We start from the raw sequence: 26,545 nt of genomic DNA, 5'->3' as shown, positions 1-26,545 counted from the left end.
CCGTAACGGTCCTCCTGGCGCATGGTTGCCAACAGGTTGCGGCGACGTTCCGTCGCACCCTGGCCAACTGGCCAGGGTTAGGGCCTCTCAGGATCTTACCCGAGCCGGGCCTTAGGGCTGAAAATCCCAAGCCCGCATTGGGAAAGCGCGCGATCACGCCCGTCGGAAAAAAATTATCGCCCGATTGGGAACCCGCGCCGAGCGGGCGTCTTGGGCGTGCAGGCGCCGCAGGATTGTAGAACCGGCCGCACGAGGTTAATAACTGACTGGTCAGTTATTTATTGGCGAGACCGATGCCCCCCGCCAGACAGCCGAAGTTCAAACGTCGCAAGACCGACCGGCCCGACGAGATCATCGCCGCAGCGATGGCGGCGTTCGCCGAAAAGGGCTTCGCCGCCGCGCGGCTGGACGACATCGCCGCCCGCGCCGGGGTCTCCAAGGGCGCGCTCTACCTCTACTTCGCGACCAAGGAGGACATCTTCCGGGCCGTGATCGAGCACGGCGTCGCCCCCAATCTCGGCCGCATCCAGACGGCGCTGGCCCATGATCAGGGCTCGTTCCCCGAACTGCTGCGCGCCTTCGCGGCGATCGTCGCGGGCATCGCCACGGACTCGCCGGTCGGCGGGATCATCAAGATGGTGATCGGGGAGTCACGGAACTTTCCGGAACTCGCCCGCACCTGGCGCGAACGGCTGGTGGAACCGGCGCTGGGCGCGATGAGTGGCGCGATCGCCGCCGCGCAGGCCCGTGGCGAACTGCGCGCCGGCGATCCGCGCTGCTACGCGATCTCGCTGGTCTCGCCGATGCTGCTCGGGGTGATCTGGCGCGAGACTTTCGTTCCCGTCGGCGCCGAGCCGCTCGACATTCCGTCCCTGGCGCAGCAGCACGTGGAGCTGTGGCTGCGCGGCATGCGCCCGGACACAGGAGCCGCCTCATGAGGCAACGCCTTCTGGTCATCGGCCTGCTGCTCGTCGCCGCCGTGCTGGTGGCGGTGCTGTGGGTCTTCCCGCGCCTGCACCGCTCACCAGTGCTGTCCGGCTACGTCGAAGGCGAGGCGCTGTACTTGGCCTCGCCGGTGGCCGGCCGCGTCGACCAGATGCTCGTCCAGCGCGGCGATGAGGTCGCCGCCGGCCAGAAGCTGTTCGTGGTCGACCCCTCGCAGCTGCAGGGCGCGCGCGACCAGGCCAGCGCCGAGGTCTCGGCCGCACAGGCCCAGGCCGCCGACGCCCGCAAGGGCCAGCGCCCCGTGGAGCTGGCCGTGTTCGACGCCAACGTCGCCGCCGCCGAGGCGACCCTGCGCGACGCCGAGGCGACCCTCCGCCGGGTCCGACCACTGGCCGAAAAGGGCTTCTACGCCAAGGCTCAGCTGGACGACGCCCAGGCCGCCCGCGACGCCGCCGCCGCCCAGGTCGCCGCCACCCGCAAACAGCGACAGGCCGCCGCCCTCGGCGCGCGCGAGGACCAGATCCGCGCCGCCGACAGCCGTGTCGCCCAGGCCGACGCCGCGCTGACCGCCGCCCAGGCGCAGCTGGCGGACATCGCCCCCCTGGCGCCCAGCGCCGCGCGGGTCGAGGACGTCTTCTTCCAGACCGGCGAGTGGGCGGCGGCCAACCAGCCGATCCTGGCGCTGCTGCCGGACGACCGCATCAAGGTCCGCTTCTTCGTGCCGCAGGCCGACGTCTCGGCCTACAAGGTCGGCTCGGTGGTCAGGTTCGCCTGTGACGGCTGCCCGTCCGGCCTGAGCGCCAAGGTCAACTTCATCAGCCCGCGGCCCGAATTCACCCCGCCGGTGATCTACAGCCGCGAGGCCCGCGACCGCATGGTGTTCCTGGTCGAGGCGGTTCCTTCGGCCCGGCTGAACCCCGGCCAGCCCGTCGACGTCCAGCCGCTGGAGCCCGCGAAGTGACGCTGGCGATCGACGTCCGCGGGCTGAACAAGAGCTTCGGCGACAAGCATGTCGTCCAGGACGTCTCGCTGCAGGTCGAGGCAGGCAGGATCTGCGGTTTCCTGGGCCCCAACGGCTCGGGCAAGACAACGACCCTGCGGATGCTCTGCGGCCTGCTGACCCCCGACAGCGGCGAGGGCACGGCGCTTGGCCTCGACATCATCACCCAGGCCAACCTGATCAAGCGCCGCGCCGGCTACATGACCCAGAAGTTCTCGCTCTACGAGGACCTGACCATCGAGGAGAACCTTCAGTTCTCCGCCCGCATCCACAGCCTCGATCGCCGCAAGCAGCGGGTCGACCAGGCGCTGGAGCGGCTGGGCCTGATCGAGCGCCGCGGCCAGCTGGCCGGCTCGCTGTCGGGCGGCTGGAAACAGCGTCTGGCGCTGGCCACCGCCACCCTGCACGAACCCAAGCTGCTGCTGCTCGACGAACCCACCGCCGGGGTCGATCCAAAGGCGCGGCGCACCTTCTGGGACGAGATCCACGCCCTCTCGGCCGAGGGCCTGACCGTCCTGGTCTCGACCCATTACATGGACGAGGCCGAGCGCTGTCACGAGATCGCCTACATCAGCTATGGCCGGCTGATCGCCCGCGGGACGGCCGACCAGGTGATCGCAAGCACCCACCTGATCACCTTGAACGGCGAGGGCCCCGGCATCGACCGGCTGTCGGTGGAGATCGGCAAACTGCCCGGCGTCGACATGGCCGCGCCGTTCGGCCAGTCGCTGCACGTCTCCGGGACTGACCGCGCCGCGCTGGAGGCCGCGCTCGCCCCCTACCGCCGCGCGCCGTTCATGTGGAGGCAGGTCGAGCCCAGCCTCGAGGACGTCTTCATCCGGCTGATGGAGACGTCTGAGGACAACTTCAAATGAACGGCTTCTCGATGACCCGCGTGCTGGCGGTGATGATCAAGGAGTTCAAGCAGCTCACCCGCGACCGGCTGACGTACGCGATGATGCTGGCCATTCCGGTCGTCCAGCTGCTGCTGTTCGGCTACGCCATCAATTCCGAGCCGCGGCACCTGCCGACCGCCTTGCTGGTGCAGGAAGACAGTGTCTTCGCCCGCTCGATGACCGCCGCCCTGAAGAACAGCGCCTATTTCGACCTCGTGGCCCAGGCGCGAACTCCGACCGAGCTGGACGAGATGGTCCGGCGCGGCGAGGTGCAGTTCGCGATCACCATCCCCGGCGACTTCACCCGTCGCGTCGCCCGCGGCGACCGGGCCCAGATCCTGGTCGACGTCGACGCCACCGACCCGTCGGCGACAGGCGCGGCGGTCGCCGCCCTCGCCGCCCTGCCGCAGCAGGCGCTGGTCAACGACCTGAAGGGCGCGCTCGCCGCCCGTGGCCAGTCGGCCCCGCCATTCGAGGTGATCGTCCACCGCCGCTACAACCCCGAGGCCATCACCGCCTACAACATCGTCCCCGGCCTGCTGGGCATCATCCTTTCGATGACCCTGGTGATGATGACGGCCCTGTCCGTGACCCGCGAGGTCGAGCGCGGGACGATGGAGAGCCTGCTGGCCACCCCGGTCGAGCCGATCGAGGTGATGGCCGGCAAGCTCGCCCCCTATGTCTTCGTCGGCCTGGTCCAGACGGCGATCATCCTGCTGCTGGCGCGGTTCCTGTTCGACGTGCCGATGATGGGCGGCTGGTTCGGACTGTCGCTGGGGGTGGCCCTGTTTATCGTCGGTTCGCTGGCGCTCGGCTTCCTGATGTCCACCGTCGCCAGGACCCAGCTGCAGGCCATGCAGATGAGCGTGTTCTACATCCTGCCCTCGATCCTTCTCTCGGGCTTCATGTTCCCGTTCCGCGGCATGCCGGCCTGGGCCCAGGCGATCGGCGAGGTGGTGCCCGTCACACACTTCCTGCGCGTGGTGCGCGGCGCGCTGCTGAAGGGCCAAGGCATCGAGGACATGTGGCGCGAACTGCTGGCCCTGACCGCCTTCGTCTGCGTGGTCACGGCCCTGGCCATGGCCCGCTATCGCCGCACCCTGGATTGAGCGGCCGCGCCACGGCGCCAGATTAGCGCGATTTAATGAGAGCCCCCGCCAGCGGCGGTGTAACTGCTTTTGCAAAGTTACAGTTACGGGGGATCCCATGCATAACCGTCGCCAGCTCCTGGCGAGCGCCGCCGCGTTCGGCGCCGCCGCCGCCGCGCCCAAGCTCGCCCTCGCCGCCGCGCCCACCGGCGAAGCGGCCAAGATGTACGCCTTCTTCGACAAGGCGATGGCCCAGACGTTCCGGCGCTCGCCGGAACTTCCCACCGCACTCGGCATCGACAAGGGCGACCTGGCCTGGACCAAGTCGGAACTGTCCGACTTCTCGCTGACCGCCCTGGCGGAGAACAAGGCCAACACCACCCGCGACCTGCAGAACCTGCGCAGCCTCGACCGCAAGCAGCTGAAGGGCATGGACGCGGTCAACTACGACACCGTCGAGTTCGTGTTGTCGGTTCAGGACGAAGCCAACCGCCGCTTCCAGTACGGCGGCCAGGGCGTGAACTCGCCCTATGTGATCTCGCAGCTGACCGGCGCCTATCAACAGATGCCGGACTTCCTCGACACCCAGCACCGGATCGAGGCCAAGGAAGACGCCGACGCCTACGTCGCCCGGATGGAGGCCTTCGGCCGCCTGCTCGACCAGGAGGCCGACGTCGTCCGCCACGACGTGGCGCTGGGCGTCACGCCGCCGGACTTCGTGATCGACAAGTCCATCACCCAGCTCAAGGCGTTCCTGGCCTACGAGCCCGAGAAGGCTCCGCTGGTCGCCAGCCTCGTGCGCCGGACCAAGGAGAAGAACATCGAGGGCGACTGGGCCGGTCAGGCGCAGGGCCTATACGCCGAGAAGGTCCGCCCCGCCCTCGCCCGCCAGTTGGCCCTGCTGGAAGGCCTGCGGCCCAAGGCCGTGCACGATGCGGGCTGCTGGCGCCTGCCTGACGGCGACGAATACTACCGCCTGGGCCTGCGCAACTACACGACCTCGAACATCACCCCGGACGAGGTGCACAAGACCGGCCTCGACCTGGTCGCCAGCCTGGGCGCCGAGGCCGACGCCCTCATGAAGAAGGCCGGCTACACCAAGGGCACGGTCGGCGAGCGCTACCGCGCGATGGCCGAAGATCCCAAGCAGGTCTACCCGAACACCGACGCCGGCAAGGAAGAGCTGCTGGCCAAGCTCAACGAGCAGGTGAAGATCATACAGGGCAAGCTGCCGCAATGGTTCGGCCAGCTGCCCAAGGCGCCGCTGGAAATCCGCCGCGTTCCCCCGGCCACCGAGGCCGGCGCTCCGGGCGGATACTACTTCTCGCCCAGCCTCGATGGCACGCGGCCAGGCATCTACTGGATCAACCTGCGCGACACCGCCGAGGTGCCGGCCTGGACCCTGCCGACCCTGACCTATCACGAGGGTTTGCCGGGCCACCATCTGCAGCTGGCGCTCAACAACGAGGCCGGCGACCTGCCGCTGATCCGCAAGGTGATCGGCTTCTCGGGCTACAGCGAAGGCTGGGCGCTCTATGCCGAGCAACTGGCGGTCGAGATGGGCATGTACGACAACGACGTGCTGGGCCACATCGGCATGATCCACGACGCCATGTTCCGGGCCGTCCGCCTAGTGGTCGACTCGGGCATGCACCACAAGCGCTGGAGCCGCGAGCAGGCGGTGAAGTACTTCGTCGACAACATCGGCGACGCCGAGGCCAGCGCCATCACTGAGGTCGAGCGCTACTGCGTCTGGCCGGGCCAGGCGTGTAGCTATATGGTCGGCAAGATCACCTGGATGAACGCGCGCGAACGGGCCAGGAAGGCGCTCGGCCGCAAGTTCGACATCCGCAAGTTCCACGACGCGGGCCTGCTCTCGGGCGGCACGCCGCTGACGGTCCTCGACCAGGTGATCGACAACTATATCGCCGCGGCGAAGTAGCGACCGCTAGTTCCTCCCCCGCTGGGGGAGGTGGATCGATGCGCAGCATCGAGACGGAGGGGGCCTGCTGAGTCAGCGTCCCCCTCAGTCGGCCATTCGGCCGACAGCTGGCCCGCAGGGGGAGCAACTCAGACGGCCTCCGCCAAGCCCCGCTTGCCGCGCGGCGATTCCCGCCCCACCTTCTGGTCATGAGCGCGCGTCTGTCGGACTTCGGCCCGCCCAAGTTGGTGGCGGTGCTCGGACCGACCAATACCGGCAAGACCCACCTGGCCGTCGAGCGGATGCTCGGCCATGCCAGCGGCATGATCGGCCTGCCCCTGCGTCTGCTGGCGCGGGAGATCTACGACCGCATCGTCAAGCTGCGCGGCCCCTCCTGCGTGGCCCTGATCACCGGCGAGGAGAAGATCGTCCCCGCCCGCGCGCAGTACTTCGTCTGCACCGTCGAGGCGATGCCGCTGAGCCGCCAGGTCGAGTTCCTGGCCGTCGACGAAATCCAGCTCTGCGCCGACCCCGAGCGCGGCCACATCTTCACCCACCGCCTGCTGCACGCCCGCGGCCGGTTCGAGACCATGTTCATGGGCGCCGGAACCATGGCCCCGCTGATCCGGCGGCTGCTGCCCGACGCCGAGATCGTCACCCGTGAGCGGTTCTCGCGCCTGACCTATTCCGGCCCCAAGAAGCTGACCCGCCTGCCCCGCCGCTCGGCCGTCGTCGCGTTCTCGGCCGACCAGGTCTATGCGATCGCCGAGCTGATCCGCCGCCAGCGCGGCGGCGCGGCGGTGGTCATGGGGTCATTGAGCCCCCGCACCCGCAACGCCCAGGTCGCGCTCTACCAGTCCGGCGAGGTCGACTTCCTGGTCGCCACCGACGCCATCGGCATGGGCCTGAACATGGACGTCGACCATGTGGCCTTCGCCGGCCTGCGAAAGTTCGACGGTAAGCGCACCCGCTTCCTGCACCCGCCCGAGGTCGGCCAGATCGCCGGCCGCGCCGGCCGCTTCACCCGCGACGGCACCTTCGGCGTCACGGGCGAATGCGAGGACATGGACGCAGACCTCATCGAGGCGGTCGAGCAGCACCACTTCGAAGCCGTGGCCGCCGCTGAGTGGCGCAACGCCGCCCTCGACTTCTCCTCGCTCACGGCCCTGCAGCGCTCGCTCTCGGCGCCGCCGGCCCAACCGGGCCTGAAGCTGTCGGCAGAGGCGCTGGACGAGAAGACCCTGCGCGCCCTGGCCGATGAGCCGGAGGTCATCGACCGTACGCTGCGCGACCGCTCGGCCATGACCCGGCTGTGGGACGTCTGCCAGACGCCCGATTTCCGCAAGACCTCCGGCGAAGAGCACATCCGGCTGGTGCGCGAGTTCTTCGGCTGGTTGACCAGCCGAAATCGCAAGGTCCCGGAGGACTGGATCGCCGGTCAGTATAAGCACCTGGACCGCACCGACGGCGAGATCGACACGCTGGCGGCCAGGCTCGCCGGCGTCCGCACCCTGGCCTATGTCGCCAACCGCCCCGACTGGCTCGCCGATCCCGGCGGCTGGCAGGGCAAGACCCGGCTGCTGGAAGACCGGCTCTCCGACACCCTGCACGAGAAGCTGATGGCGCGGTTCGTCGACCGCCGCACCAGCGTGCTGATGCGCGCGCTGCACGTGCGCGGCGACGTGCTGGCCGGCGTCGCGGCCGACGGCGCGGTGACGGTCGAAGGGCAGTATGTCGGCAAGCTGAGCGGCGTCGCCTTCGAGCCCGCTCAGGGGGCCTCGGTGATCGAGGAAAAGGCCCTGCGCGCCGCTGCCGTCGCGGCCGTCTCACCCGAGATCGCCAAGCGGCTGGGCCAACTGTCGGCCGACCCGGACGAGGCCTTTTCCTTCACGCCCCACGGCGTCGTGCTCTGGCGCGGCGAGGCGGCCGGCGCCTTCGCTGGCGGCACGCCGTTCACCCCGCGCGTGCGGCTCTACGGCGAGCTTGGCCCGACACAGGCCCGCGAACGCGCGGCCCGTCGGTTGGAAGCGTTCCTCGCCGCCGAGGCCGCCCGCCGGCTGGCCCCGCTGCGCAGGCTGGAGAGCGCGGTAGCCACCGGCAAGGTCAAGGGCCTGGCCCGCGGACTCGCCTACCGGCTGATCGAGGCCGGCGGCGTGCTGGATCGCGCCCCGGTCCGGGCCGACGCCAAAGCTCTGAGCCAGGTCGAGCGACGCACCCTGAAATCGCTGGGCGTGCGGCTGGGGGCGTTCAGTCTCTACCTCCCGGCGCTGCTGCGGCCGCAGGCCCTGGCCTTCGCCCAGGGCTTCGTCCCGCTCGAGGTCCGGCCCTCCGCCGGACGCCTCGTCGGCCCGGTTCCCGAGCCGAGAGTCCTCGCCGCCTTCGGCCTGCGCGCCATCGGCCGCCACGCCGTCCCGGTCGAAGCCCTGGAGCGGCTCGACGCTCTGCTGCGCGCCGCGCCCAAGGCCGGCCTCCTATCGGACCAGGCTCGCGAGGAGCTCGGCTGGAGCGAGGCCGACGCCCGCGAGATCATGCGCACCCTCGGCTTCGCGCCGACCACCAGACCCAAGGACGGCGAGCCGCTGGTCTGGCGCCGCCGCGGGGAGAAGCCGATACCGCAGGTCGCCGCGGCGCCGCCCGTCAACTCGCCGTTCGCCGCCCTCGCCGCTCTGAAGGAAGCGCCGCCGCCCGCCCGCCGCCCGCGCCGGCGGCGCAAACCCAAGGCGGCGCGGAGCCAGGCGTCGTGAGCGAGGACGCCTGCCGCGCGGACGTCTGGCTGTGGCGCGCGCGGTTCTTCAAGACCCGCTCGCTGGCCGCCAAGTTTCTCGACGAGGGCAAGGTGCGCCTTACCCGCGGCGGAAGCGAGACCCGTATCGACAAGTGCGCCCGGCCGCTGAAGGTCGGCGACCGGCTGGTCTTCGCCCTCGGCGGGCGCCTGATCGCCGTCGAGGTGGCCGCGCTGGGCGAACGCCGTGGACCGGCCGAGGAGGCCCGGACGCTCTACGCCCCGATGGACGCCGGTCAGGCCGCGCCCTAGAGAGACCCCATGGCTTGGACCCGGCGCTACGACGACCCTGAACCCCAACGCGTCAACAAGTGGCTGGCGCAGAGCGGCGTCTGCTCGCGGCGCGAGGCCGAGGGCCTGATCGCCCAGGGGCTGGTGTTCATCGACGGCGAGCGGGTGGACGACGCCGGCCGCAAGATCCTGCAGGGCCAGACCCTGGTGCTGAACGACAGCGCCCAGGAGAAGCTCAGCAGCAGCCTCTCGATCGTGCTGCACAAGCCGATCGGCATAGTCTCGTCGCTGCCGCAGGACGATCAGGTCGAGGCCGTCACGCTGCTGACCCGCCAAGCGCTGTGGGGCGACGCGCCGGCGACCATCCCGACCGCCGCCAACAACCTGGCCCCGCTCGGCCGGCTGGACCGCGAGTCCCGCGGCCTGCTGGTGCTCTCCGAGGACGGCGTGCTGGCCAAGGCCCTGATCGGGCCCGAGTCGGAGATGGACAAGGAGTACAACGTGCTCCTCACCGGCGTGATCACGCCTCAGAAGATCGCCCTGCTGCGCCACGGGCTTGAACTCGACGGCCGCAAGCTGCGCCCCGCCAAGGTCACCCAGGTGACCGAGCAGAAGCTCAACATCGTCCTCAAGGAAGGCCGCAACCGTCAGATCCGCCGGATGGCCGAGCTGGTCGAACTGCGCGTCGTCGACCTGATGCGCGTTCGGGTCGGCCCGCTGAAGCTCGGCGATCTGCCCGAGGGCAAGTGGCGGCCGCTGAGCGCCGAGGAACGCGCCGCCCTGATCACCGCCTCCAAGGGCTAGTCGCCGGCGACCGCGCAGCCTAGCTTGGCCTTATGCAACGCCTTGTGTCCGCCGCCCTGCTCGCCGCCCTGTTCAGCTCCACCGCCGCGGTCGCCGCGCCCAAGCAGGAGACGCTGAGCGTCGCCGGCCTGGCCCAGCCGGCGGAGATCCGCATCGACCGCTGGGGCATCGCCCACATCTATGCCGCGGACACCCGCGACGCCTTCTTCCTGCAGGGCTACAATGTCGCCCGCGACCGGCTCTGGCAGGTCGACCTCTGGCGCAAGCGGGGCCTCGGCCTGCTGGCCAAGGACTTCGGCCCCGACTACGTCGCCCAGGACCGCGCCGCGCGCCTGTTCCTCTATCGCGGCGACATGGTCCGCGAGTGGAACGCCTATGGCGCCGGGGCCAAGGACAACACCGAGGCCTTCGTCGCCGGCCTCAACGCCTTCGTCGACGAGATCGCCGCCGGCCAACGGCCGCTGCCCCAGGAATTCCAGGTGGCCGGGACCAAACCCGACCGCTGGAGCGCCGACGACGTCGTGCGCATTCGCAGCCACGGCCTGACCCGCAACGTCCCCAACGAGGTCGGCCGCGCCCGCATCGCCTGCGCCGCCGGCATCGACGCCGCGCGGCTCTACAGGCACATCGAGCCGAAATGGACGCCCAAGCTGCCGGCCGGGCTCGATCCCTGCGACATCCCCGAGGCGGTGCTGGGCGACTACGAACTGGCCACCCGCGGCGTGCGCTTCACCGGCTCGCAGGCCAAGCTCGCCATGCTTGAGATCCCGCCCGAGGCGATCGGCTCGAACAACTGGACCGTGGCCGGCAGCCGCACCGCCACCGGTCGGCCGATCCTGGCCAACGACCCGCACCGGGAGCATTCGGCCCCGTCGCTGCGCTACATCGTGCACATGGAAGCGCCCGGCTTCTCGGTGATCGGGGCCGGCGAACCGGCCCTGCCCGGTGTCTCCATCGGACATAACGGCACGGTCGCCTTCGGCCTGACGATCTTCCCGGCCGACCAGGAGGATCTCTACGTCTACGAGACGCAGGCCGGCGCGCCGCTGAAGTACCGCTACGGCGACGGCTGGGCCGACATGACCACGGTCGCCGAGACCATCGAGGTCAAGGGGCAGGCCCCGCGCAAGGTCGAGCTGCACTTCACCCGCCACGGCCCCGTGGTTTACGCCGACGGCGCCAAGTCGCGCGCCTTCGCGGTCCGCAGCGTCTGGGCCGAGCCGGGAACGTCGGCCTATTTCGGCTCGATGGGCTACATGACCGCCAAGGACTGGCCAAGCTTCCGGGACGCCCTTTCAGACTGGGGGGCGCCGTCCGAGAACCAGGTGTTCGCAGACACTAAGGGCGACATCGGCTGGGTCGCGGCCGGCAAGGTCCCCCGGCGCGCCAACTGGGACGGCCTGACGCCGGTCCCTGGCGACGGCCGCTACGAGTGGACCGGCTTCCTGAAGCTCGACGAACTGCCCAGCACCCACAACCCGGCGTCGGGCTGGTTCGCCTCGGCCAACCAGCTGAACCTGCCCAAAGACTATCCCTACGCTGAGCGCAAGGTCGGGTTCGAATGGTCGAACGCCGCGCGCATGCAGCGGATCGAGGAGGTGCTTGCCGCCAGCGACAAGCTGACCCTGGCCGACGCCATGGCGCTGCAGACCGATCCGACCGACGTCACCGCCCGTCGGATGAACGCCCTGCTGGCCGGCGTGAAGACCAGCGACGCCAAGCTCGCCGCCGCCATTGCGCTGCTGGCCGGCTGGGACCAGAAGACCAGCGCCGACAGCGCGGGCGCTGCGCTCTACGAGGTCTGGATCACCAAGCACCTGGGCAAGGCGGCCGTCGCCCGCGCCGTGCCGCAGGCCGCCCGCGCGGCGGTCGGCAATGGCGACATCGCGGCGGTCATGGCGCTGCTCGAGGCGCCGGACGCCAGCCTCGGCGCCGATCCGGCAGCCGCGCGCGAAGCCATCCTCTCCGAAAGTCTGCTGGCCGCTTATGACGAGGTCGCCGGCCAACTCGGCCCCGATCCAAAAACCTGGGCCTGGGGCAAGCTCCATCAGGCGCGGTTCGACCATGCGCTGACGCCCAAGGTCCCGGCCGCCGACCGCGAAGCCTGGTCCAGCGGGACCGCGCCCATGGCCGGCACGGCGCTTTCGCCGCTGGCCGCGACCTGGCGGCCGAACGACTACCGGGTCGTCGCCGGGGCCTCGTTCCGGATGGTGCTGGACGTCGGCGCCTGGGACAACAGCATGGCGATCAACACGCCCGGCCAGTCCGGCGACCCGGCCAGCCCGCATTTCCGCGACCTGTTTCCGTTGTGGGCCAAGGGGCAGTATGTGCCGCTGACCTATTCGCGCCAAGCGGTCGAGGCGGTCACCGAAACGGTGATAAGTCTGCGTCCGTCGGGGGCGGCTAAAGCCCCTTCCAGATAAGTTGCGGACCCCGGGCATTGACTTTGGGCGCCTGGAGCCGGAAAAACCGCCGCCCGATTGGACCGGCCGGAGCTGTACCCCGCGATGACCTACATCGTCATGGATCCTTGCATCAAATGTAAGTTCATGGACTGCGTGGAGGTGTGTCCGGTCGACTGCTTCTATGAGGGCGAGAACTTCCTGGTCATCAATCCGGACGAGTGCATCGACTGCGGCGTCTGCGAGCCGGAATGCCCGGTGGACGCCATCAAGCCGGACACCGAGGACGATGCGGACTCCAAGTGGCTGAAGATCAACACCGACTACGCCAAGGTCTGGCCGAACATCACGGTGAAGGGCGAACCGCCCGCCGACCGCGAGGAGTTCGAGCGCGAGACCGGCAAGTTTGAAAAGTACTTCAGCGAAAAGCCCGGCCGCGGCTCCTAGGCGCCCGCTAAGGGGGCAAGCCTTTCTTTCGGCTGATTTTTATGATACCTTCTGCGCTGATGTGAGGGTAGCGATCACGCGCGCCGCATCAATTTCTGCAGAAGAGCCGTCCCCGGCCAGTGTCACGCCGCAAAAAGGCGAAGGGTGTCCTAGAGGTCTATTCCGTTCCTACAGGGGTAAGACACCGCGCAGTTTTTGCGGCGCGTATCCTTTGGCCTTGTTGGAACCGATTAGCGCTTCTTAACGGGTACGGACGAGTCGAAAGGACTTGAGCGAATGAGCAAGAGCGGTCTGGAATTCTCCGTCGGCGATCACGTCGTCTACCCGGCTCATGGCGTGGGCCAGGTACAGGGGATCGAAACCCAGGAAGTCGCCGGCTATTCTCTCGAAGTTTACGTCATCACCTTCGACCACGAAAAGATGACCCTCCGCGTCCCGACCGCCAAGGCGCGCGCCGCCGGCCTGCGCTCGCTGGCCGAAGGCAACGTCGTCAGCCAGGCGCTGACCACCCTGAAGGGTCGCGCCCGCGTGAAGCGCACCATGTGGTCGCGCCGCGCCCAGGAATACGAAGCCAAGATCAACTCCGGCGACCTGATCTCGATCGCCGAAGTGGTGCGCGACCTGCACCGCGCCGAGAACCAGCCGGAGCAATCGTACTCGGAACGCCAGCTCTATGAATCGGCGCTGGACCGCATGGCCCGCGAAGTCGCCGCGATCGAGCGCATCGACCGCGAAGAGGCTATCACGATCCTCAACAAGAACCTGGTGAAGGCGGTGGCGGCCTAAGCCGCCCCAGCCGACCGCACATTCGGAACGCCCGCAAGGTCGGGCGTTTTCGCATTCAGAGCACTCGCATGCCTGCGCCGATCACCTTCAGCGAGCTGCTGTCGCGCCCGCGCGACGCCGCCGACCTGCGCATCTCCTATGGCCGCCATCCGCTGCAGTTCGGCGATCTGTGGCTGCCGAAGATCGCGGGGCCCCGCCCGGTCGTGGCGATGATTCACGGCGGTTGCTGGCGGGCCGATCTGCCGGGGCTGGAACTGATGGATTACGCCTGCGCCGATCTGCGCGAGCACGGCGTGGCGGTGTGGAACATCGAGTACCGCCGCATCGGCCATGAGGGCGGCGGCTTTCCGGGGACCTTCCTCGACGTCGGCGTGGCCGTCGATCACCTGCGCCAGCTTGCGAGGCCGCACGCCCTGGATCTGTCGCGCACGGTCTTCAGCGGTCACTCGGCCGGCGGCCACCTGGCCGTCTGGGCGCTGGCCCGCGCGCGCTTGGCGCCGACCAGTCCGCTCCACGCCGCCGATCCCCTGGCAGCGCGCGGCGCCGTCCCGCTGGCCGGCATCATCGACCTGGCGGCCTATCACGCGCATGGCCCCGAGGAGTGCGGCGGCCCGGGCGTCATCGACGCCCTGGTCGGTTTCGGCGCGCGCGACGACGCCGACGTCTATGCCGACACCTCCCCGCCCCGGCTGCTGCCGCTGGGCGCGCCGCAGACGGTGATCTCAGGCGCCCTGGACCACATCGTGCCCAGCGCCTTCGCCGCCGCCTACGGCCGCGCTGCGGCTGAGGCCGGCGACCCCGCTCGGGTGATCGACTTCCCGGACGCCGGGCACTTCGAACTGATCGACCCGACCTCGCAGGCCTGGCCGACGATCCGGGCCGAGCTGAAGGCGCTGCTCGCCTAGATCCGTTCGAAGATCGGACCCCAGAGGATCTGATAGCGCGCGCGGTCGACCCGTCGCCGCGGCCGCAACTGATAGATCCCCGGCGGCAGCGCCTCGACGCCCTCGATCCGGGCCCAGGCCGCGTCCTCATCGAGCGGGTCGGTCAAGGCGAAACTGTCGAAGGCCGGCGAGACCGCTCGCAGGGCGTCGGCGAGCTCGGCTTCCTGCGCCAGCTTGAACGGCAGCGGCGCGCCCAGCGCGCCATCAGGCCGCGCATAAAGCCCCACCGCGTAGGTCCGCTGCCCGCGCGCCACAACGCCGAAACCGGCCTGGGCGTAGCGAGGCCGCAGCAGGTTCGACCAGTGCGAGGGACTGCGCCGCCAGATGCCCATCAAGTCGTCAGCGTCGGCGGTCTGGGCCGCACGGCGATAGGCGATGTTTTCGCTGGCCGAGCCGATCATCCGCCGGGCGAGCAACCCGACCCGATGGCTGGGATCGAACCCCTCCGGCGACAGGTGCTCGACATAGTCGCGGGCGGCGAGGTCGGCCGCATGTCCCCGCGCGACCTTGGCGAGTTCGGGGTTCCATGCCAGGCCCGGCGCGCCGTTCGCTTCCCGCGCCGCGTTGGTCAGGATCAGCAGCCGCCGCTCGCTCGCACCCTGGAAGGCGCCGCCCCCGGCGTCAGTCGCCCGCGCACGCAGACGCGCCTCATAGGCCAACCAGACGTCTTCAGTGACTCCCGGGATGACGCGGGCGGCGACCGGCGTAGCGAGCAGCCCCCCAAGGCCGGCGAGCAGCAGCCGTCGCGACGGTGCGGCGGGGGCGATACGGGATGGGGCGCGTTCCTGCATCCTGGTTCCCGTCGGGTCGATCTGGCCCGTCAAGCTGCGCTAGGCGAGGGCCGCGAACGCCCGCACCACCGGCAAGAGCTGATCCTGGTTGACCGGCTTGCTCAGCAGGGGAGTGTCCGGATAGCCGTCGCTCGGCAGGACTCCATAACCCGTCGCGAAGACGAACGGCACCCCTCGCGCACGCAGCGCCTCGGCCAGCGGGAACACCGTCTCCCCGCCGAGATTGACGTCCAGCACGGCTCCGTCCGGCGGCGTTCCCTGGCGCGACAGCCATGCCAGCGCTGGCTCCAGCGCCCCAAATGCGGCCACGATCTCGCAACCGAGGTCGGTCAGAAGATCCTGCATCATCATCGAGACCAGCGGCTCGTTTTCGACCAGCACCACACGCGGGGTCATGCGAGCGCCACCCGCGCCGAGAGCGGCGCCCTCAGCCGGAACTGCACGCCCCCCGGATCGCACCTCGACGAGGGCGAAGACCGGGCCTTCGGATCGCGGTCCGACATCCCTTTCCGAGCGTCCGCCTCCAACATGGCGTGCTCCCCTAGCGGCGCAACAACCAGCCCCAGGTTGAATCCTGCCCCATCGGCGCCACCTGAGGCAAGTCAATCGTGGGCTGATCGCGTTCGCCGGGTCAGTCTGCGTCAGCGTGCGCGGGAACCGGCGCGGCGGCGCCATGGCTGGGGCCGCGTTCCAATTCCCTAGCCAGGGTTTCACGGTCAAGATCGCCCTCCCAGCGGGCGATGACCAGGGTGGCCACGCCGTTGCCGACCAGGTTGGTCAGGGCCCGGCATTCGCTCATGAACCGGTCGACGCCGACCAGGATCGCGAGCGAGGCGATCGGGATCTGCGGCGCCACCGCCAGGGTGGCGGCCAGCGTAATGAAGCCGGCGCCGGTTACGCCGCTGGCGCCCTTCGAGGTCAGCATCGCCACCCCCAGCAGGGTCAGCTCCTGGGTCAGGGTCAGGTCGATATTGGTCGCCTGCGCCAGGAACAGGGTGGCCAGGGTCATGTAGATGTTGGTGCCGTCGAGATTGAACGAGTAGCCGGTGGGGATCACCAGGCCGGTCGTGGTCTTGCCCGCGCCCAGGCGCTGCAGCTTGTCCATCATCTGCGGCAGCACCGACTCCGACGAAGAGGTGCCCAGCACGATCAGCAGTTCTTCGCGGATGTAGCGCAGGAACTTGAAGATCGAGAAGCCGGCCAGCATAGCGATAAGGCCCAGTACGACCAGCACGAACAGCAGCGAGGTCGCATAGAACGTCGCCACCAGCGCGCCGAGCTTCAACAGCGCAGCCAGCCCGTACTTGCCGATGGTGAAGCCCATGGCGCCGAAGGCCCCGATCGGGGCCAGCTTCACAATCACCTGGATGATCGAGAAGAACACCTTGGAGACGTCCTCCAGCACCCCGGCCACCTTGTCCCCGAACGGCCCCAGCCGCGAACAGGCGAACCCGGTGATGATCGCGATGACCAGGACCTGCAGCAACGCGCCCTCGGCGAAGGCTCCGAAGAAGGCGTCCGGGATCAGGCTGAGGATGTAGTCGGGCAGGCTCTCGCCATGCTCGGCCTTCTCGACGTAGCCGGCGGCGATGCTGGGATCGAGGGTGCTCGGGTCGATGTTGAACCCCTGCCCAGGCTTGACCAGGTTGCCGACCACCAGGCCGATGACCAGCGCCAGGGTCGAGACGACTTCAAAGTAGATCAGCGTCTTGGCGCCCAGCCGGCCGAAGGCCTTGATGTCGCTCATCCGGGCGATGCCGGCGACGATGGTGCAGAAGATCACCGGCGCGACGGCCATCTTGATCAGCTTGATGAACCCGTCGCCGAGCGGTTTCAGCGAGACGCCGAAGTCCGGCCAGATCGCGCCGACGGCGATGCCCAGCGCGATCGCGACGAGAACCTGCACGTAGAGCAGGCGAAACACCTTCAAGAACCCCATACGCCCCTCTATCGCAGCCATTCCCACCGGAACAGCCTTGCGCTATCACCCCCACCGGTCGGCCCGGTAGCTCAGCAGGATAGAGCAGCGCTTTCCTAAAGCGAAGGTCGGGGGTTCGAGTCCCTCCCGGGCCGCCAGGGGGTTGGAATGTCGTCACCACCCCAGCTGAAGCGTAGCCTGCTCACAAGGCGCGATCGCGATGCGAACTTCGGCGCTGCCCATGTCCGTCACCTTGATTGCCGCGTCTCATGGACAAGGCTCAGATCGTAGCCCAGCTCGGCGGCTCGGGTCATGATTTTGGTCCGCACCTCGGCGGACGGCCGGGCCGAACGGCTGAGGAGCCAAAGGTAGCGGCCCGATGGCTCGCCGACGATCGACCATGAATAGTCGTCGGCACGATCCAGCACCCAATAGTTCCCAACATAGAATGGGCCGAAAAAAGCGACCTTCAGCTTGGCGTCGCCGCTTCCGGAAACCACCTTGGCCCTCGCCTTCGCCTGCTTGATGCGTCCGCCCTCCCCCCCTTTTCGGCAAACGTTGGTCACTGCGACGAGCCCATCAGCGCGGGGGGAATAGTGCGCCGTAACCGCTTCGCAACCGCGCTCGAAGCCATTCTCATAGCGGCCCAGCTCGTACCAGAGGCCGCCATAGCGGTTCATGTCCACCGCCTTCGCCGGCTCTGGAACAGCCGGATTGCCGACAGGGCCGCGCTCAAGGGTGGCGCAAGCTGGCAATGTCAAGACAGCGGCCGCCAGCAGGAGAGATCGTACGTCGCGTATGCCGATCATGGGGGGCGCTTTCCTGGACGGGATTGATTTGGCTTTAGGGTCACGCCGCTCGCGCGAGCGAGAGCTGGATCACATCGGTGCGCGCGGACCGGAACCCCGCCTCGCAGAAGGCGAGGTAGAAGCGCCACAGGCGTCGGAAGCTTTCATCGAACCGCTCGTCCTGCGCGCGCACTTCCTCCCAGGCCGCCTCGAAACGACGCGACCATTGAGCGAGGGTGTCGGCGTAGTCGCCGCCAAAGCGTTCGACCTTTTCCCACCGCAGGTCCGCCTGCGCGATGATCGGCGACACCATCGATTCCGAGGGCAAGAAGCCGCCTGGGAAGATATACTTTTGGATGAAGTCCGCTCGGGCGGCGTAACCGTCGAACAGGTCGCCCTGAATAGTGATCATCTGCAGGCCAGCCCGGCCCGCCGGCTTCAATACATCGTGGAGCTTGCCGAAATAGGCCGGCCAGTATTCACGGCCCACCGCCTCGAACATCTCTATCGAGGCGACACGGTCGAACTGTCCCTCGATATCCCGATAGTCCACGAGCCTTATATCCGCCCGTTCGGCCAAGCCTGCCGCGAACATGCGGCGGCGGGCGAACTCATACTGTTCGCGCGAGATGGTGATCCCCGTTACGACGGCGCCGACTTCGCGCGCTGCAAATTCTGCAAACCCGCCCCAGCCGCACCCGATCTCCAGGACGCTATGGCCAGGCTGGAGTTCCATCATCCGCGCCAGGGAACGGTATTTGGCGCGCTGGGCCTCCTCCAGCAGTTGGCCGGGCTTCTCAAAGCGCGCGCTGGAGTAGGTCATCGATGGATCCAGCCACGCCTGATAGAAGGCGTTCCCGAGGTCATAGTGGGCGTGGATGTTGCGGCGCGCTCCGCTGCGGCTGTTGCGGTTCAATTTATTTCCCAGCCAGTTGACCGCCTGGATCATCCGACTGCCGTCGTAGAGACGGCGAATGTGCTCGTAGTTGTGGACCAGGGTCTCAAGCAGGACGGCTAGGTCGGGCGTGTCCCACTCACCGGCCATATAGCCTTCGGCAAATCCGATATCGCCGCTCTTGAGCACGCGGACGGCGAAGCGATAGTCGCTCACCGTCAATTCGGCCGAGTGACCAGCTTCCGTTCCGGTCAACGCGCGTTGGGAGCCGTCCGGGAGCTTCAGGGTCAATCGCCCCCAGGTCCAGTTGGCCGCAAGCCGCCGCCAGAACACATCGAAGAGCGGCGAAGCCGGCTGGTTCGCCCCGCGGTGCGTGGGGAAATTCGCAAGCGGTCGCGGCCGACGGGCGTCGGAAAGGATCATCGGGCGCCCCCGCCTACGGTGCGGACGCGAGGTGCGGCAGCCTGAATCGTGACGGATTCACGCGCTGGCGCCGGCTGGCGGGTGAGCGGGACGCCTCTGAGCCAGAGCTTTAGAGCCTCCCAGTGAATGGCGGCCATCACCTTGAGTGTCATGAAGGGGAGGCAGAAAGCCGCGGAAAGAAGTTCAAGGTCCTGCAGCGGGCGGCGCCTGGCCGACATGGCTGCGCTGATCAGCAGGCCGTCGGCGTCGAGACCCCTAACCGTCAGGTCCAGGCGCTCCTGCGGCGCACGACCGCGGAACTCGTAGTTCATGTCCATGCCCATGAAGGGCGAGACGTAGAGGTCCTTGGCCGCCTCCTGACGGATCAGGCCGGCGGCTTGATCCTCGGGACGGATGGGTACGACATAGGTATGGCGCAGGCCGAAGGTGTTTGTCACCTCATAGACCATCGCCGCCAGGCGCCCGTCAGGCCAATGACAGAAATAGAAGCTGATGGGATTGAATACGTATCCCAGCACCCGAGGCATGGTGAGCAGACGGATGGGCCCGTCGCCGATGTCGACCCCGGCTCTGTCGAGCCAAAACTTGATCTGGCTGCGGAGCGTCTCGCCGGATCCATCGCCATGGTCACGGTCGTGGAACGACAGGAGGTTGAACCGATTGCGAGAGAATAGCCGCAACTGACGGTTCAGCCCGTCAATGTCGGCAAGATCGAGCAACAGCCAGAAGACCCGGTAGCTGAGGCTGTGCGTCACCGGCCGGGTTCGCTGATGAGTTACGCGGCCAAGATAGAGAGCTGAAGCCTGCATCACGCGGCCTTCCCCATGGCGATCGGCGCAGCCCGCGACAGATGGATGCGCCCGCTCTCGTGCTCGACTGACCAAGGGCGTCGCACGCCGCCAAGCTGTTCTGCGACGGCCAGGCCTGATTGCAGGCCGTCCTCATGGAAACCCGCACCGAAATAAGCTCCGCAGAACCACACTCCGCCCCGACCCTGGAGGTCCCAGAGCCTCTTTTGGGCCTGGATGGCGGCGGGATTGAAAATCGGATGCTCGTAGATCTCGCTGCGCAACAGAGCCCCAGGTTTGGGCGCGCGCGGCGGATTTAGGGTGACGAACAGGTCCTGGCCGGGCAGGCCCTGCAGCCGGTTCATCCAATAGGTGACGCAGAGGCCCTCGCCCGTACCTATGTAGTTCCAACTCGCCCAGGCGCGGCGACGGCGGGGCATGAGGCCGCGATCGGTGTGCAAGACCGTGAAATTCCGGCTGTATTTGATGGAGCCGAGAATCTCCCTTTCCAGATCGTTCGGGTCGTCGAGCATGGCCAGAGCCTGGTCCGCGTGGGCGCCGATCACGACGTGGTCGAAGCGTTCGACACGTTCCTGGTCGTCATGGATCAGCACCCCCTGGTCTGTACGGCGCACCGCCCGCACCCCGGCGCCGAGACGTATGTCGGCGATCTTCTGGGACAGTCGCTCGACATAGGTGCGGCTGCCCCCCTCCACCGTCCGCCAGGCCGGCCGATCGACAAGCTTCAGAAGGCCGTGATTGCCGCAGAACCGGATGAACGCCTCGGCGGGATAGTCCATCAACGTGTGGGCGGGCGACGACCAGATGGCGGCCGCCATCGGCAGCAGATGGTCATCGCGGAAGGCCTCGCTGAAGCCCTGACGCTTGAGGTAATCGCCCAGGGTCAGTTCGGGGTCTGTCAGGCCCGCCAAGTCGCCCGGGGCTTGTCGGTAAAACCGCAGGATCTCGCTCAGCATCGACCAGAATCGCGGACTGACCAGATTGCGACGCTGTGCGAACAAGCCTGGAGCGGCGTACTCAAAACGCCCCTCGTCCTGAGACACTGCGAAGGACATGTCCGTCGCGCGGCTCTTCACCCCAAGATGCGAAAAGAGAGCGATGAGGTTTGGATAGGTCGCGTCGTTGAAGCAGATGAAGCCCGTGTCTACGGGAATCTGCCCCGCTGACGTTTCGGCGGTCACCGTGTTTGAATGGCCGCCCAGCCGGTCGGCCTTCTCATAAACGGTCACTTGGTGGTTCTGGGACAACAGCCAGGCCGAGGACAGAGCGGCGATGCCAGAGCCCACGACGGCGACTTTCAAAGGGGCGCTGACGGCGGTGGAAGGCGACATGGAAAGCTCCGGCAAAGCGTGCGCCCCTCAGCGGTGCGAGCAGTCCCATTACGCGCCGGCGCATCCAGCGGATCGGGATTGATCCAGATTTTTCCCCGAACCGTATTAGGCTCCATGCATGGTGAAGCCCGATCTTTCGCATCCTCGGCAAAGCGTGTTGGCGCGATGACAACCGACGCCGACGACACGCTTTTCTACGACCGGCTGATAGAGGCCGTGGCCCTGCGGCGTGATCGCGAAGCTTTCTCTCAGCTATTTGAGCACTTCGCCCCTCGCTTGAAAGCTTGGCTGATGAAGTCGGGGACCAGCGCGGCGGCGGCGGAGGACTTCGCCCAGGACGTCATGCTGACCGCCTGGCGCAAGGCCGACCTGTTCGACGCGCGCAAAGCTCGCGCGGCGACCTGGATCTTCACCATCGCCCGCAACCGGCGCATCGACGCGTTGCGTCGCGACGCGCGCGCTTTGCCCATGCCTCAGATCGATCTCGCCGAGGATGACCTTGCGCGCCCGGACGATTTGCTGGTCATGGCCGACGACGCCGAACGCGTGCGCGAGGCCATGTCGCGGCTGAATCCAGATCAGGTCGAGGTGCTTCGCCTCGCTTTCTTCCTGGACAGTCCGCATTCTGAAATCGCTCAGCGGCTCGATCTGCCGTTGGGCACGGTCAAGTCCCGCATCCGCAATGCAATGATCAAGCTGCGTAGAATCCTCGAGCCTTCCGAGGAGGCGTCCCAATGAACCCTGTCCGCAATCCCTCCGAAGAACGCCTGCTCGCCTATGCCGCCGGGACGCTGAGTCCGCCCGAAGCGGTGGTGCTGGCCGCCCATCTCGCCTTGCGCCCAGCCAACAACGCCTGGGTGAGACGGCTGCAGGCGCTCGGCGGCGAGTTCCTCGAGGAAGCTCAGCCCTCGGCGCTCTCTCAGGGTGCGCTCGCACGCGCGATGGCGCGGATCGAGACCGACGCCGGCGAGGTGCGAACGACGCCGCCCTTGAATGACATGCCCGAACTGCCCGAGCCCCTGCGAAACTACGCCCTGGGCCCTTGGCGGTGGATAGGGCCCGGCATCAGAGCGCGTGACGTCCACGCCCCGCGCGATGGCGACTGCCGGGTCATCCTACTGAAGATAGACCCCGGCCGAGAGACGCCCCGACACACCCATGGCGGGGTCGAACTCACCTGCGTGCTGTCTGGCGCCTACGCTACGGAAACCACGCGGTTCGACGTCGGCGACCTGGAAGAGGCCGATGAGGAGGTTTTGCACCGGCCGCGCGTCGTGTCCGACGAGCCGTGCCTCTGCGTCGTCGCCCTTGACGGTCAGATTCAGCCGGACGGTTGGCTGGGTCGGCTGATCCGCCCCTTCATTCGGCTGTGATCGGCGGCCTGCTCGCGCTGTGGGCCGCAGCGGCTCTCGTCATGACGCTCGTCATGACGGCCGCCTGGGTGGTTCAGCGCCGCACTGGACAAGGCGGTTGGGCCGACGCGTTTTGGTCGCTGGGCCTGGGCGCGACGGGCGTCCTCGTGGCGCTGTTCCCGGTGGAAGGCTCGCCGCCCACGTCTCGCCAACACCTGGCGGCGCTCTTGATCGGAGCCTGGGGCTTGCGGCTGGGCCTGCACATCGCAGCGCGTGCTGCGGCGGAGCCTGAAGACGCCCGCTACGCGCGGCTGCGTCAGGACTGGGGCGCCCGCTTTCAGTCGCGGATGTTCGCCTTCCTGATGCTGCAGGCGGCCGCCGCCGCGCTTCTCGCCCTCAGCGTTCTCGTAGCTGCGCGCAAGCCTGCGGCGGGCCTCTCGCCGCAAGATGGCCTGGCTGTGCTCGTGTTCATTGCCGCCTTGATCGGTGAGGGATGGGCTGACCGTCAGCTGGCTGCTTTCAAAAGCGATCCGGCTCATCGCGGCAAGATCTGCGATACCGGCCTCTGGGCTTGGTCGCGCCATCCGAACTACTTCTTCGAATGGCTCGGATGGTGCGCCTGGCCGCTGTTTGCGATCGACCTGGGCGGTGGCTGGCCCTGGGGTTGGCTCGCCCTAAGCGGTCCGGCCTACATGTACTGGCTTCTAACGCGGGTTTCCGGCGTGCCGCTGCTCGAAGCCCATATGCGCCGGTCCCGCCCGGAGGCCTTCGCCGCCTATGCAGAGCGAACCAGCGCCTTCTTCCCCCGCCCGCCGCGCCGCTAGGCGGCGCGCAGCCAACGCATGGCCAGGGCGCAGGCGATCGCTGAGGAGGCCGCGCTCACGCTCACGCCCCAGGCCATGTCGATGAGCGACAGTTTGAGGCTCCACGTCTTCAGCGTCGCCAGGTTGGTCAGATCGTAAGTCCCGTACGCGAACAGGCCAAACAGCGCCCCTAGCAGCAGAGCCTTCTTCCAGTCCGCTTGCGCCAAGCCGGGCGTCACGGCGAATACCGTCAGGCCGGCTGCATAGAGCGCATAGAAGGCGACCGCAGGGGCCAGTCGGAAATTATCGGCCAGCATTGCACCGAGCAGCGGCCGATAAAGCCGCTCGCTCATGGTCCCCAGCCAAGCGGTATCGATCAGGACGAAAATCGCCAGGGTCAGGACATATGAGACGATGATGTTCAAAGCGCATCTCCTACGCACCATCCGGGTACGATGATCGGCCGCGTCCAGATCGCCGCTGGAGAAATCAGCGCAGTTGCAGGTCCATTTCGCTTCTTCTTAGGAGCTCATTGAAGGCCGTCAGCGAGCCCTGTGGCCTCAGCGAAAAATGCTCAGATCGAGGTCTTGACGCTGTTCTCCGTCTCCCTAATTTTTTCGCCGTCGAGCGCCCGAAGGGCTCGACGACAGTCAGGGGGCGCCCGCGCTTCCGGGCGCCTCTCAGGTCCAACTTGCTCGTTCTGAGGAGATGGAAATGAGAACGGCATATGATTTTTCCCCGCTCTACCGGTCGGTGATCGGCTTTGACCGCATGGCCGACATCATCGACAGCGCCATGAAGAGCGAGGGCGATCGGGGTTATCCGCCCTATGATGTCGAGAAGACCAGCGACGACAGCTATCGCATCACCTTGGCCGCCGCGGGCTTCGCGGCCGATGAGCTCGAAGTCACGACCAAACCGAACCTGCTGATCGTGACCGGCCATAAGGCCAAGGAAGAGGACGGCTCGCGCACGTTCCTGCACCGCGGCATCGCGGCTCGCAGCTTCGAGCGCAAATTCGAGCTGGCCGACTATGTCGTGGTCAAGTCGGCAAGCTACGAGAACGGCGTGCTTGCGATCGATATGACCCGCGAGGTCCCAGATGCGTTGAGACCCCGGCGGATCGAGATCGGGACCGCAGATCCGTCCCCCTCGTTGCGTCGCATTGCGAGCAACCCGTCCGAGCATCGCGCAGCCTGACGCTCGCGACAGGTTCTCAGACCGGGGCGCCCGACAGGCGCCCCGGCGGCGCGAACGGCGCGCGCCATTCATGACTGCCGCCGACCGCGGCCTTTTGGAGGAAGGAGAAGAAGGGAGAAACGATGATGCGACTGGCGACGACCGAACAGATCTTTGACCTGCCGAGCGGCCATGAGCCCTGCAGCCTCAGGACCGCGATCGCACGTGGCGTTCGGCCTGCCGTTGGCTTTCAAGACCCCGACGATGTGGTGAAGGACCCTCACCTCTCACTTTGCGAGAAACGGGAGATTCTCTCATCGTGGGCGTCGGACGCATCGGCTGTACAGGACGAACCGCGCCTCAGGTGGCTGTTGGGCACCGTCGAGCCCGTCCCGCTGACAGAGGTGCTCGCCGCCCTCAGGCGGCTGGATGCGATGGAAGCGCGTTGTCAGAAGCGGCCTCACTAACACGGCCTGCTCGCCGCTTCGCGCTATCGAGACGACGCTGCGGAACCTAGCACCCGCGCCTGAGGCGAAGCCGTGGAAGTCGGACTGAGGCGGTTCCACCCTGCCGCTGAGCGGGGCACAACCCGGCGGCGGTGTGGCGAACAGATTTCAAGCTCGTGACGTCGGGTCATAAGCTTGTGCTTTCCGGCGACTAAAGAACCTTGAGCACGCGACGAGAGTTCTCTTTAGCTGAATGAAGACGTGCCTTCGGAAGACTGCGTCGCCGAGTTAGGAAGACGGACACATGCCACCGCGCGCCCCTGCATCAAGAGCGTCTTACGGTCAGATCTCGCCGAGCGCAGCATCTTGAAGCGGCGGGGCGCGTTCCTCGCGACGCTGGCGAGCGTCGGCGTCCTCGCCGCATGCGGAGCAAAGACGGACGCTCACAAGGGCGCAGCGGGCGGGCCCACCTCCGTAGGGTACGTGGTCGTCCAGCCCACCAGGGTCGATGTGACCAACGTACTCACCGGCCGCGTCGTCGCCTATCAGAGCTCCGAGGTGCGTCCGCAGGTCTCCGGGGTGATCGAAAAGCGCCTCTTCACCGAAGGTTCCCTCGTCACCCGCGGCCAGCCCCTCTACCAGATCGACCCCAGTCTTTACCGCGCCGCGGTCAACCAGGCGGAGGCCAACGTCCAGAGCGCGGAGGCCAGTCTGTCGGCGGCTTCGGCCCTGGCCGAACGCTACAAGCCGCTGGCGGCGATCGAGGCGGTCAGCCAGCAGGACTACGTTAACGCCGCCGCGCAGGCGGCCCAGGCCAAGGCCTCAGTCGCGCAGGCCCGCGCGGCGCTTGAGACCGCCCGCATCAATCTGAGGTTCACCACCGTCCCGGCCCCGATCAGCGGTCGCATCGGCCGTTCTCTCTCCACCGTCGGCGCGCTGGTCACCACCAGCCAAGCCAATCCGCTGACGACCATCCAGCAGCTCGATCCGATGTTCGTCGACATCCAGCAGTCGAGCGGCGACCTCTTGGCCCTACGCCGGGCGCTGGCCGCGGGCGGGCTCTCGCCCGGAAGCGCGGCGGTGAAACTTACGCTCGAGGACGGGAGCACTTACGACCAGGTCGGCGCCGTTGAGTTCTCCGAAGCGGTGGTCGACGAGTCCACCGGTACGGTCACGCTCCGCGCCCGCATCGCCAACCCCAAGGGCGTCCTGCTTCCGGGCATGTTCGTCCGCGCCAGCTTCAACCAGGCGGTGGCCACGTCGGCCTATCTGGTGCCGCAGACCGCGGTCGCGCGTGATCCCAAGGGGGCCGCCAGCGTCTACGTCGTCGGCGCCGGCGACAAGGCGGAGCGGCGCGACATCACCGCCGAACGAACCCAAGGCGCCTACTGGGTCGTCACCACGGGCCTCAACCCCGGCGACCGAGTGATCACTCAGGGCCTGGCCAACGTTCAGCCCGGCAAGCCCCTGAAGCCGGTTCCGGCGGACACCCCGCAACGCATCGAGGCGCCGCCCGGCAAGGCCGGTGGGCAGACCAAGGGCTCCGTCGCAGGGGGCGCCTGAC

Annotated in this window: 25 protein-coding genes and 1 tRNA gene; 18 read left to right on the top strand and 8 right to left on the bottom strand. The window is 67.8% G+C overall.

Translation table 11 applies throughout. From position 1 onward, the window contains the following. The first annotated feature begins 293 nt into the window (after positions 1-293). The 12 genes from GGQ61_RS12085 (at position 294) to GGQ61_RS12030 (ending at position 14,207) form a co-directional block, all read left to right on the top strand. Positions 294-938 (top strand): TetR/AcrR family transcriptional regulator, encoded by a 645-nt coding sequence (locus tag GGQ61_RS12085; RefSeq protein WP_183773080.1) that lies wholly within the window; start codon positions 294-296, stop codon positions 936-938. Beyond that, on the top strand, positions 935-1,906 hold the full coding sequence (locus tag GGQ61_RS12080; protein WP_183773078.1) for an HlyD family secretion protein: 972 nt from the start codon (positions 935-937) through the stop codon (positions 1,904-1,906). Before GGQ61_RS12085 ends, GGQ61_RS12080 begins: the two co-directional genes overlap by 4 nt. Next, the gene (locus GGQ61_RS12075) at positions 1,903-2,820 is read left to right on the top strand and encodes an ATP-binding cassette domain-containing protein (protein WP_183773076.1); all 918 of its coding nucleotides are present in this window, start codon (positions 1,903-1,905) and stop codon (positions 2,818-2,820) included. The genes GGQ61_RS12080 and GGQ61_RS12075 overlap by 4 nt, the downstream gene beginning before the upstream one ends. After that, positions 2,817-3,950, top strand: a complete 1,134-nt coding sequence (locus GGQ61_RS12070; RefSeq protein WP_183773074.1) for an ABC transporter permease — start codon at positions 2,817-2,819, stop codon at positions 3,948-3,950. Before GGQ61_RS12075 ends, GGQ61_RS12070 begins: the two co-directional genes overlap by 4 nt. Positions 3,951-4,047: 97 nt before the next feature. Beyond that, entirely contained in the window at positions 4,048-5,871 is a 1,824-nt protein-coding gene (locus GGQ61_RS12065) for a DUF885 domain-containing protein (protein ID WP_183773072.1), read from the top strand. Between the two features lie 188 nt (positions 5,872-6,059). Continuing rightward, positions 6,060-8,594: a helicase-related protein gene (locus GGQ61_RS12060; RefSeq protein WP_246370816.1), complete on the top strand. Its 2,535-nt coding sequence runs from the start codon at positions 6,060-6,062 to the stop codon at positions 8,592-8,594. Continuing rightward, positions 8,591-8,884 carry a S4 domain-containing protein gene (locus GGQ61_RS12055; RefSeq protein ID WP_183773070.1) on the top strand — a complete coding sequence of 98 codons (294 nt, stop codon included), beginning with the start codon at positions 8,591-8,593 and terminating at the stop codon, positions 8,882-8,884. The genes GGQ61_RS12060 and GGQ61_RS12055 overlap by 4 nt, the downstream gene beginning before the upstream one ends. A gap of 9 nt (positions 8,885-8,893) precedes the next feature. Continuing rightward, positions 8,894-9,667, top strand: coding sequence for a pseudouridine synthase (locus GGQ61_RS12050; protein ID WP_183773068.1), 774 nt, complete (start codon positions 8,894-8,896; stop codon positions 9,665-9,667). 32 nt (positions 9,668-9,699) lie between these two features. Next, on the top strand, positions 9,700-12,090 hold the full coding sequence (locus tag GGQ61_RS12045) for a penicillin acylase family protein (protein ID WP_183773066.1): 2,391 nt from the start codon (positions 9,700-9,702) through the stop codon (positions 12,088-12,090). Between the two features lie 84 nt (positions 12,091-12,174). Beyond that, positions 12,175-12,516 (top strand): ferredoxin FdxA, encoded by a 342-nt coding sequence (gene fdxA, locus GGQ61_RS12040; RefSeq protein ID WP_183773064.1) that lies wholly within the window; start codon positions 12,175-12,177, stop codon positions 12,514-12,516. A 276-nt stretch (positions 12,517-12,792) separates the two neighbouring features. Next, entirely contained in the window at positions 12,793-13,302 is a 510-nt protein-coding gene (locus tag GGQ61_RS12035; RefSeq protein ID WP_183773062.1) for a CarD family transcriptional regulator, read from the top strand. Between the two features lie 68 nt (positions 13,303-13,370). Next, complete coding sequence (locus GGQ61_RS12030; protein WP_183773060.1) at positions 13,371-14,207, top strand: alpha/beta hydrolase family protein; 837 nt, start codon at positions 13,371-13,373, stop codon at positions 14,205-14,207. Here the strand turns inward: GGQ61_RS12030 and GGQ61_RS12025 are convergent. The 3 genes from GGQ61_RS12025 to dctA form a co-directional block, all read right to left on the bottom strand. After that, positions 14,204-15,037 carry a CAP domain-containing protein gene (locus GGQ61_RS12025; protein ID WP_183773058.1) on the bottom strand — a complete coding sequence of 278 codons (834 nt, stop codon included), beginning with the start codon at positions 15,035-15,037 and terminating at the stop codon, positions 14,204-14,206. The two genes, GGQ61_RS12030 and GGQ61_RS12025, sit on opposite strands and share 4 nt — an antisense overlap. A 39-nt stretch (positions 15,038-15,076) precedes the next feature. Then, complete coding sequence (locus GGQ61_RS12020; protein ID WP_183773056.1) at positions 15,077-15,433, bottom strand: response regulator; 357 nt, start codon at positions 15,431-15,433, stop codon at positions 15,077-15,079. A gap of 235 nt (positions 15,434-15,668) precedes the next feature. Then, entirely contained in the window at positions 15,669-16,976 is a 1,308-nt protein-coding gene (gene dctA / locus GGQ61_RS12015) for a C4-dicarboxylate transporter DctA (RefSeq protein ID WP_183773054.1), read from the bottom strand. Positions 16,977-17,036: 60 nt separating this feature from the next. On the opposite strand from dctA, the gene GGQ61_RS12010 reads away from it, so the two are divergent. After that, a tRNA-Arg gene (locus GGQ61_RS12010) sits at positions 17,037-17,113 on the top strand. A 90-nt stretch (positions 17,114-17,203) separates the two neighbouring features. Here the strand turns inward: GGQ61_RS12010 and GGQ61_RS12005 are convergent. Genes GGQ61_RS12005 through GGQ61_RS11990 form a run of 4 tightly spaced genes read right to left on the bottom strand, consistent with a single transcriptional unit; the run spans position 17,204 to position 21,201 of the window. Beyond that, entirely contained in the window at positions 17,204-17,764 is a 561-nt protein-coding gene (locus tag GGQ61_RS12005) for a lipocalin family protein (RefSeq protein ID WP_183773051.1), read from the bottom strand. 40 nt (positions 17,765-17,804) lie between these two features. After that, positions 17,805-19,061, bottom strand: a complete 1,257-nt coding sequence (locus GGQ61_RS12000; protein ID WP_183773049.1) for an SAM-dependent methyltransferase — start codon at positions 19,059-19,061, stop codon at positions 17,805-17,807. Next, complete coding sequence (locus tag GGQ61_RS11995) at positions 19,058-19,870, bottom strand: DUF1365 domain-containing protein (protein ID WP_183773819.1); 813 nt, start codon at positions 19,868-19,870, stop codon at positions 19,058-19,060. The genes GGQ61_RS12000 and GGQ61_RS11995 overlap by 4 nt, the downstream gene beginning before the upstream one ends. After that, positions 19,870-21,201 (bottom strand): NAD(P)/FAD-dependent oxidoreductase, encoded by a 1,332-nt coding sequence (locus tag GGQ61_RS11990; RefSeq protein WP_183773047.1) that lies wholly within the window; start codon positions 21,199-21,201, stop codon positions 19,870-19,872. The genes GGQ61_RS11995 and GGQ61_RS11990 overlap by 1 nt, the downstream gene beginning before the upstream one ends. A gap of 78 nt (positions 21,202-21,279) precedes the next feature. Here GGQ61_RS11990 and GGQ61_RS11985 point away from each other — a divergent pair, with 78 nt between their 5' ends. From GGQ61_RS11985 to GGQ61_RS11975, 3 genes are read left to right on the top strand one after another with little or no spacing between them, the layout of a single operon-like run. Next, on the top strand, positions 21,280-21,939 hold the full coding sequence (locus GGQ61_RS11985) for a sigma-70 family RNA polymerase sigma factor (protein WP_246370815.1): 660 nt from the start codon (positions 21,280-21,282) through the stop codon (positions 21,937-21,939). Next, complete coding sequence (gene chrR / locus GGQ61_RS11980; protein ID WP_183773045.1) at positions 21,936-22,574, top strand: cadmium/peroxide/UV radiation responsive anti-sigma factor ChrR; 639 nt, start codon at positions 21,936-21,938, stop codon at positions 22,572-22,574. The genes GGQ61_RS11985 and chrR overlap by 4 nt, the downstream gene beginning before the upstream one ends. Before the next feature lie 41 nt (positions 22,575-22,615). Then, positions 22,616-23,377 (top strand): DUF1295 domain-containing protein, encoded by a 762-nt coding sequence (locus GGQ61_RS11975; protein ID WP_183773043.1) that lies wholly within the window; start codon positions 22,616-22,618, stop codon positions 23,375-23,377. On the opposite strand, the gene GGQ61_RS11970 is transcribed toward GGQ61_RS11975, so the two are convergent. Beyond that, positions 23,374-23,781 carry a DUF2177 family protein gene (locus GGQ61_RS11970; protein WP_221221002.1) on the bottom strand — a complete coding sequence of 136 codons (408 nt, stop codon included), beginning with the start codon at positions 23,779-23,781 and terminating at the stop codon, positions 23,374-23,376. The genes GGQ61_RS11975 and GGQ61_RS11970 overlap by 4 nt on opposite strands. Before the next feature lie 289 nt (positions 23,782-24,070). Here GGQ61_RS11970 and GGQ61_RS11965 point away from each other — a divergent pair, with 289 nt between their 5' ends. Both GGQ61_RS11965 and GGQ61_RS11960 read left to right on the top strand, forming a co-directional pair. Continuing rightward, the gene (locus GGQ61_RS11965) at positions 24,071-24,556 is read left to right on the top strand and encodes an Hsp20 family protein (RefSeq protein WP_183773039.1); all 486 of its coding nucleotides are present in this window, start codon (positions 24,071-24,073) and stop codon (positions 24,554-24,556) included. A gap of 791 nt (positions 24,557-25,347) precedes the next feature. After that, positions 25,348-26,544 carry an efflux RND transporter periplasmic adaptor subunit gene (locus tag GGQ61_RS11960; RefSeq protein WP_221221001.1) on the top strand — a complete coding sequence of 399 codons (1,197 nt, stop codon included), beginning with the start codon at positions 25,348-25,350 and terminating at the stop codon, positions 26,542-26,544. Position 26,545 lies beyond the last annotated feature (1 nt).

Origin of the sequence: Phenylobacterium haematophilum (assembly GCF_014196295.1) — a bacterium.
Classification (GTDB): Bacteria; Pseudomonadota; Alphaproteobacteria; order Caulobacterales; family Caulobacteraceae; genus Phenylobacterium; species Phenylobacterium haematophilum.
Note: the sequence above shows the minus strand (reverse complement) of the source record. Positions and strands in the feature narration are given on the sequence as shown.

Bases quoted from the DNA above. Each gene is read 5' to 3' on its own strand.
- GGQ61_RS12025 (WP_183773058.1), bottom strand. From the start codon at position 15,037: ATGCAGGAACGCGCCCCATCCCGTATCGCCCCCGCCGCACCGTCGCGA.
- GGQ61_RS12080 (WP_183773078.1), top strand. From the start codon at position 935: ATGAGGCAACGCCTTCTGGTCATCGGCCTGCTGCTCGTCGCCGCCGTG.
- GGQ61_RS11965 (WP_183773039.1), top strand. From the start codon at position 24,071: ATGAGAACGGCATATGATTTTTCCCCGCTCTACCGGTCGGTGATCGGC.
- GGQ61_RS12050 (WP_183773068.1), top strand. From the start codon at position 8,894: ATGGCTTGGACCCGGCGCTACGACGACCCTGAACCCCAACGCGTCAAC.
- GGQ61_RS12005 (WP_183773051.1), bottom strand. From the start codon at position 17,764: ATGATCGGCATACGCGACGTACGATCTCTCCTGCTGGCGGCCGCTGTC.
- GGQ61_RS12085 (WP_183773080.1), top strand. From the start codon at position 294: ATGCCCCCCGCCAGACAGCCGAAGTTCAAACGTCGCAAGACCGACCGG.
- dctA (WP_183773054.1), bottom strand. From the start codon at position 16,976: ATGGGGTTCTTGAAGGTGTTTCGCCTGCTCTACGTGCAGGTTCTCGTC.
- GGQ61_RS11990 (WP_183773047.1), bottom strand. From the start codon at position 21,201: ATGTCGCCTTCCACCGCCGTCAGCGCCCCTTTGAAAGTCGCCGTCGTG.
- GGQ61_RS11995 (WP_183773819.1), bottom strand. From the start codon at position 19,870: ATGCAGGCTTCAGCTCTCTATCTTGGCCGCGTAACTCATCAGCGAACC.
- GGQ61_RS12030 (WP_183773060.1), top strand. From the start codon at position 13,371: ATGCCTGCGCCGATCACCTTCAGCGAGCTGCTGTCGCGCCCGCGCGAC.
- GGQ61_RS12060 (WP_246370816.1), top strand. From the start codon at position 6,060: ATGAGCGCGCGTCTGTCGGACTTCGGCCCGCCCAAGTTGGTGGCGGTG.
- GGQ61_RS11975 (WP_183773043.1), top strand. From the start codon at position 22,616: ATGACGCTCGTCATGACGGCCGCCTGGGTGGTTCAGCGCCGCACTGGA.
- fdxA (WP_183773064.1), top strand. From the start codon at position 12,175: ATGACCTACATCGTCATGGATCCTTGCATCAAATGTAAGTTCATGGAC.
- GGQ61_RS12020 (WP_183773056.1), bottom strand. From the start codon at position 15,433: ATGACCCCGCGTGTGGTGCTGGTCGAAAACGAGCCGCTGGTCTCGATG.
- GGQ61_RS12000 (WP_183773049.1), bottom strand. From the start codon at position 19,061: ATGATCCTTTCCGACGCCCGTCGGCCGCGACCGCTTGCGAATTTCCCC.
- GGQ61_RS12045 (WP_183773066.1), top strand. From the start codon at position 9,700: ATGCAACGCCTTGTGTCCGCCGCCCTGCTCGCCGCCCTGTTCAGCTCC.
- chrR (WP_183773045.1), top strand. From the start codon at position 21,936: ATGAACCCTGTCCGCAATCCCTCCGAAGAACGCCTGCTCGCCTATGCC.
- GGQ61_RS12035 (WP_183773062.1), top strand. From the start codon at position 12,793: ATGAGCAAGAGCGGTCTGGAATTCTCCGTCGGCGATCACGTCGTCTAC.
- GGQ61_RS12065 (WP_183773072.1), top strand. From the start codon at position 4,048: ATGCATAACCGTCGCCAGCTCCTGGCGAGCGCCGCCGCGTTCGGCGCC.
- GGQ61_RS12070 (WP_183773074.1), top strand. From the start codon at position 2,817: ATGAACGGCTTCTCGATGACCCGCGTGCTGGCGGTGATGATCAAGGAG.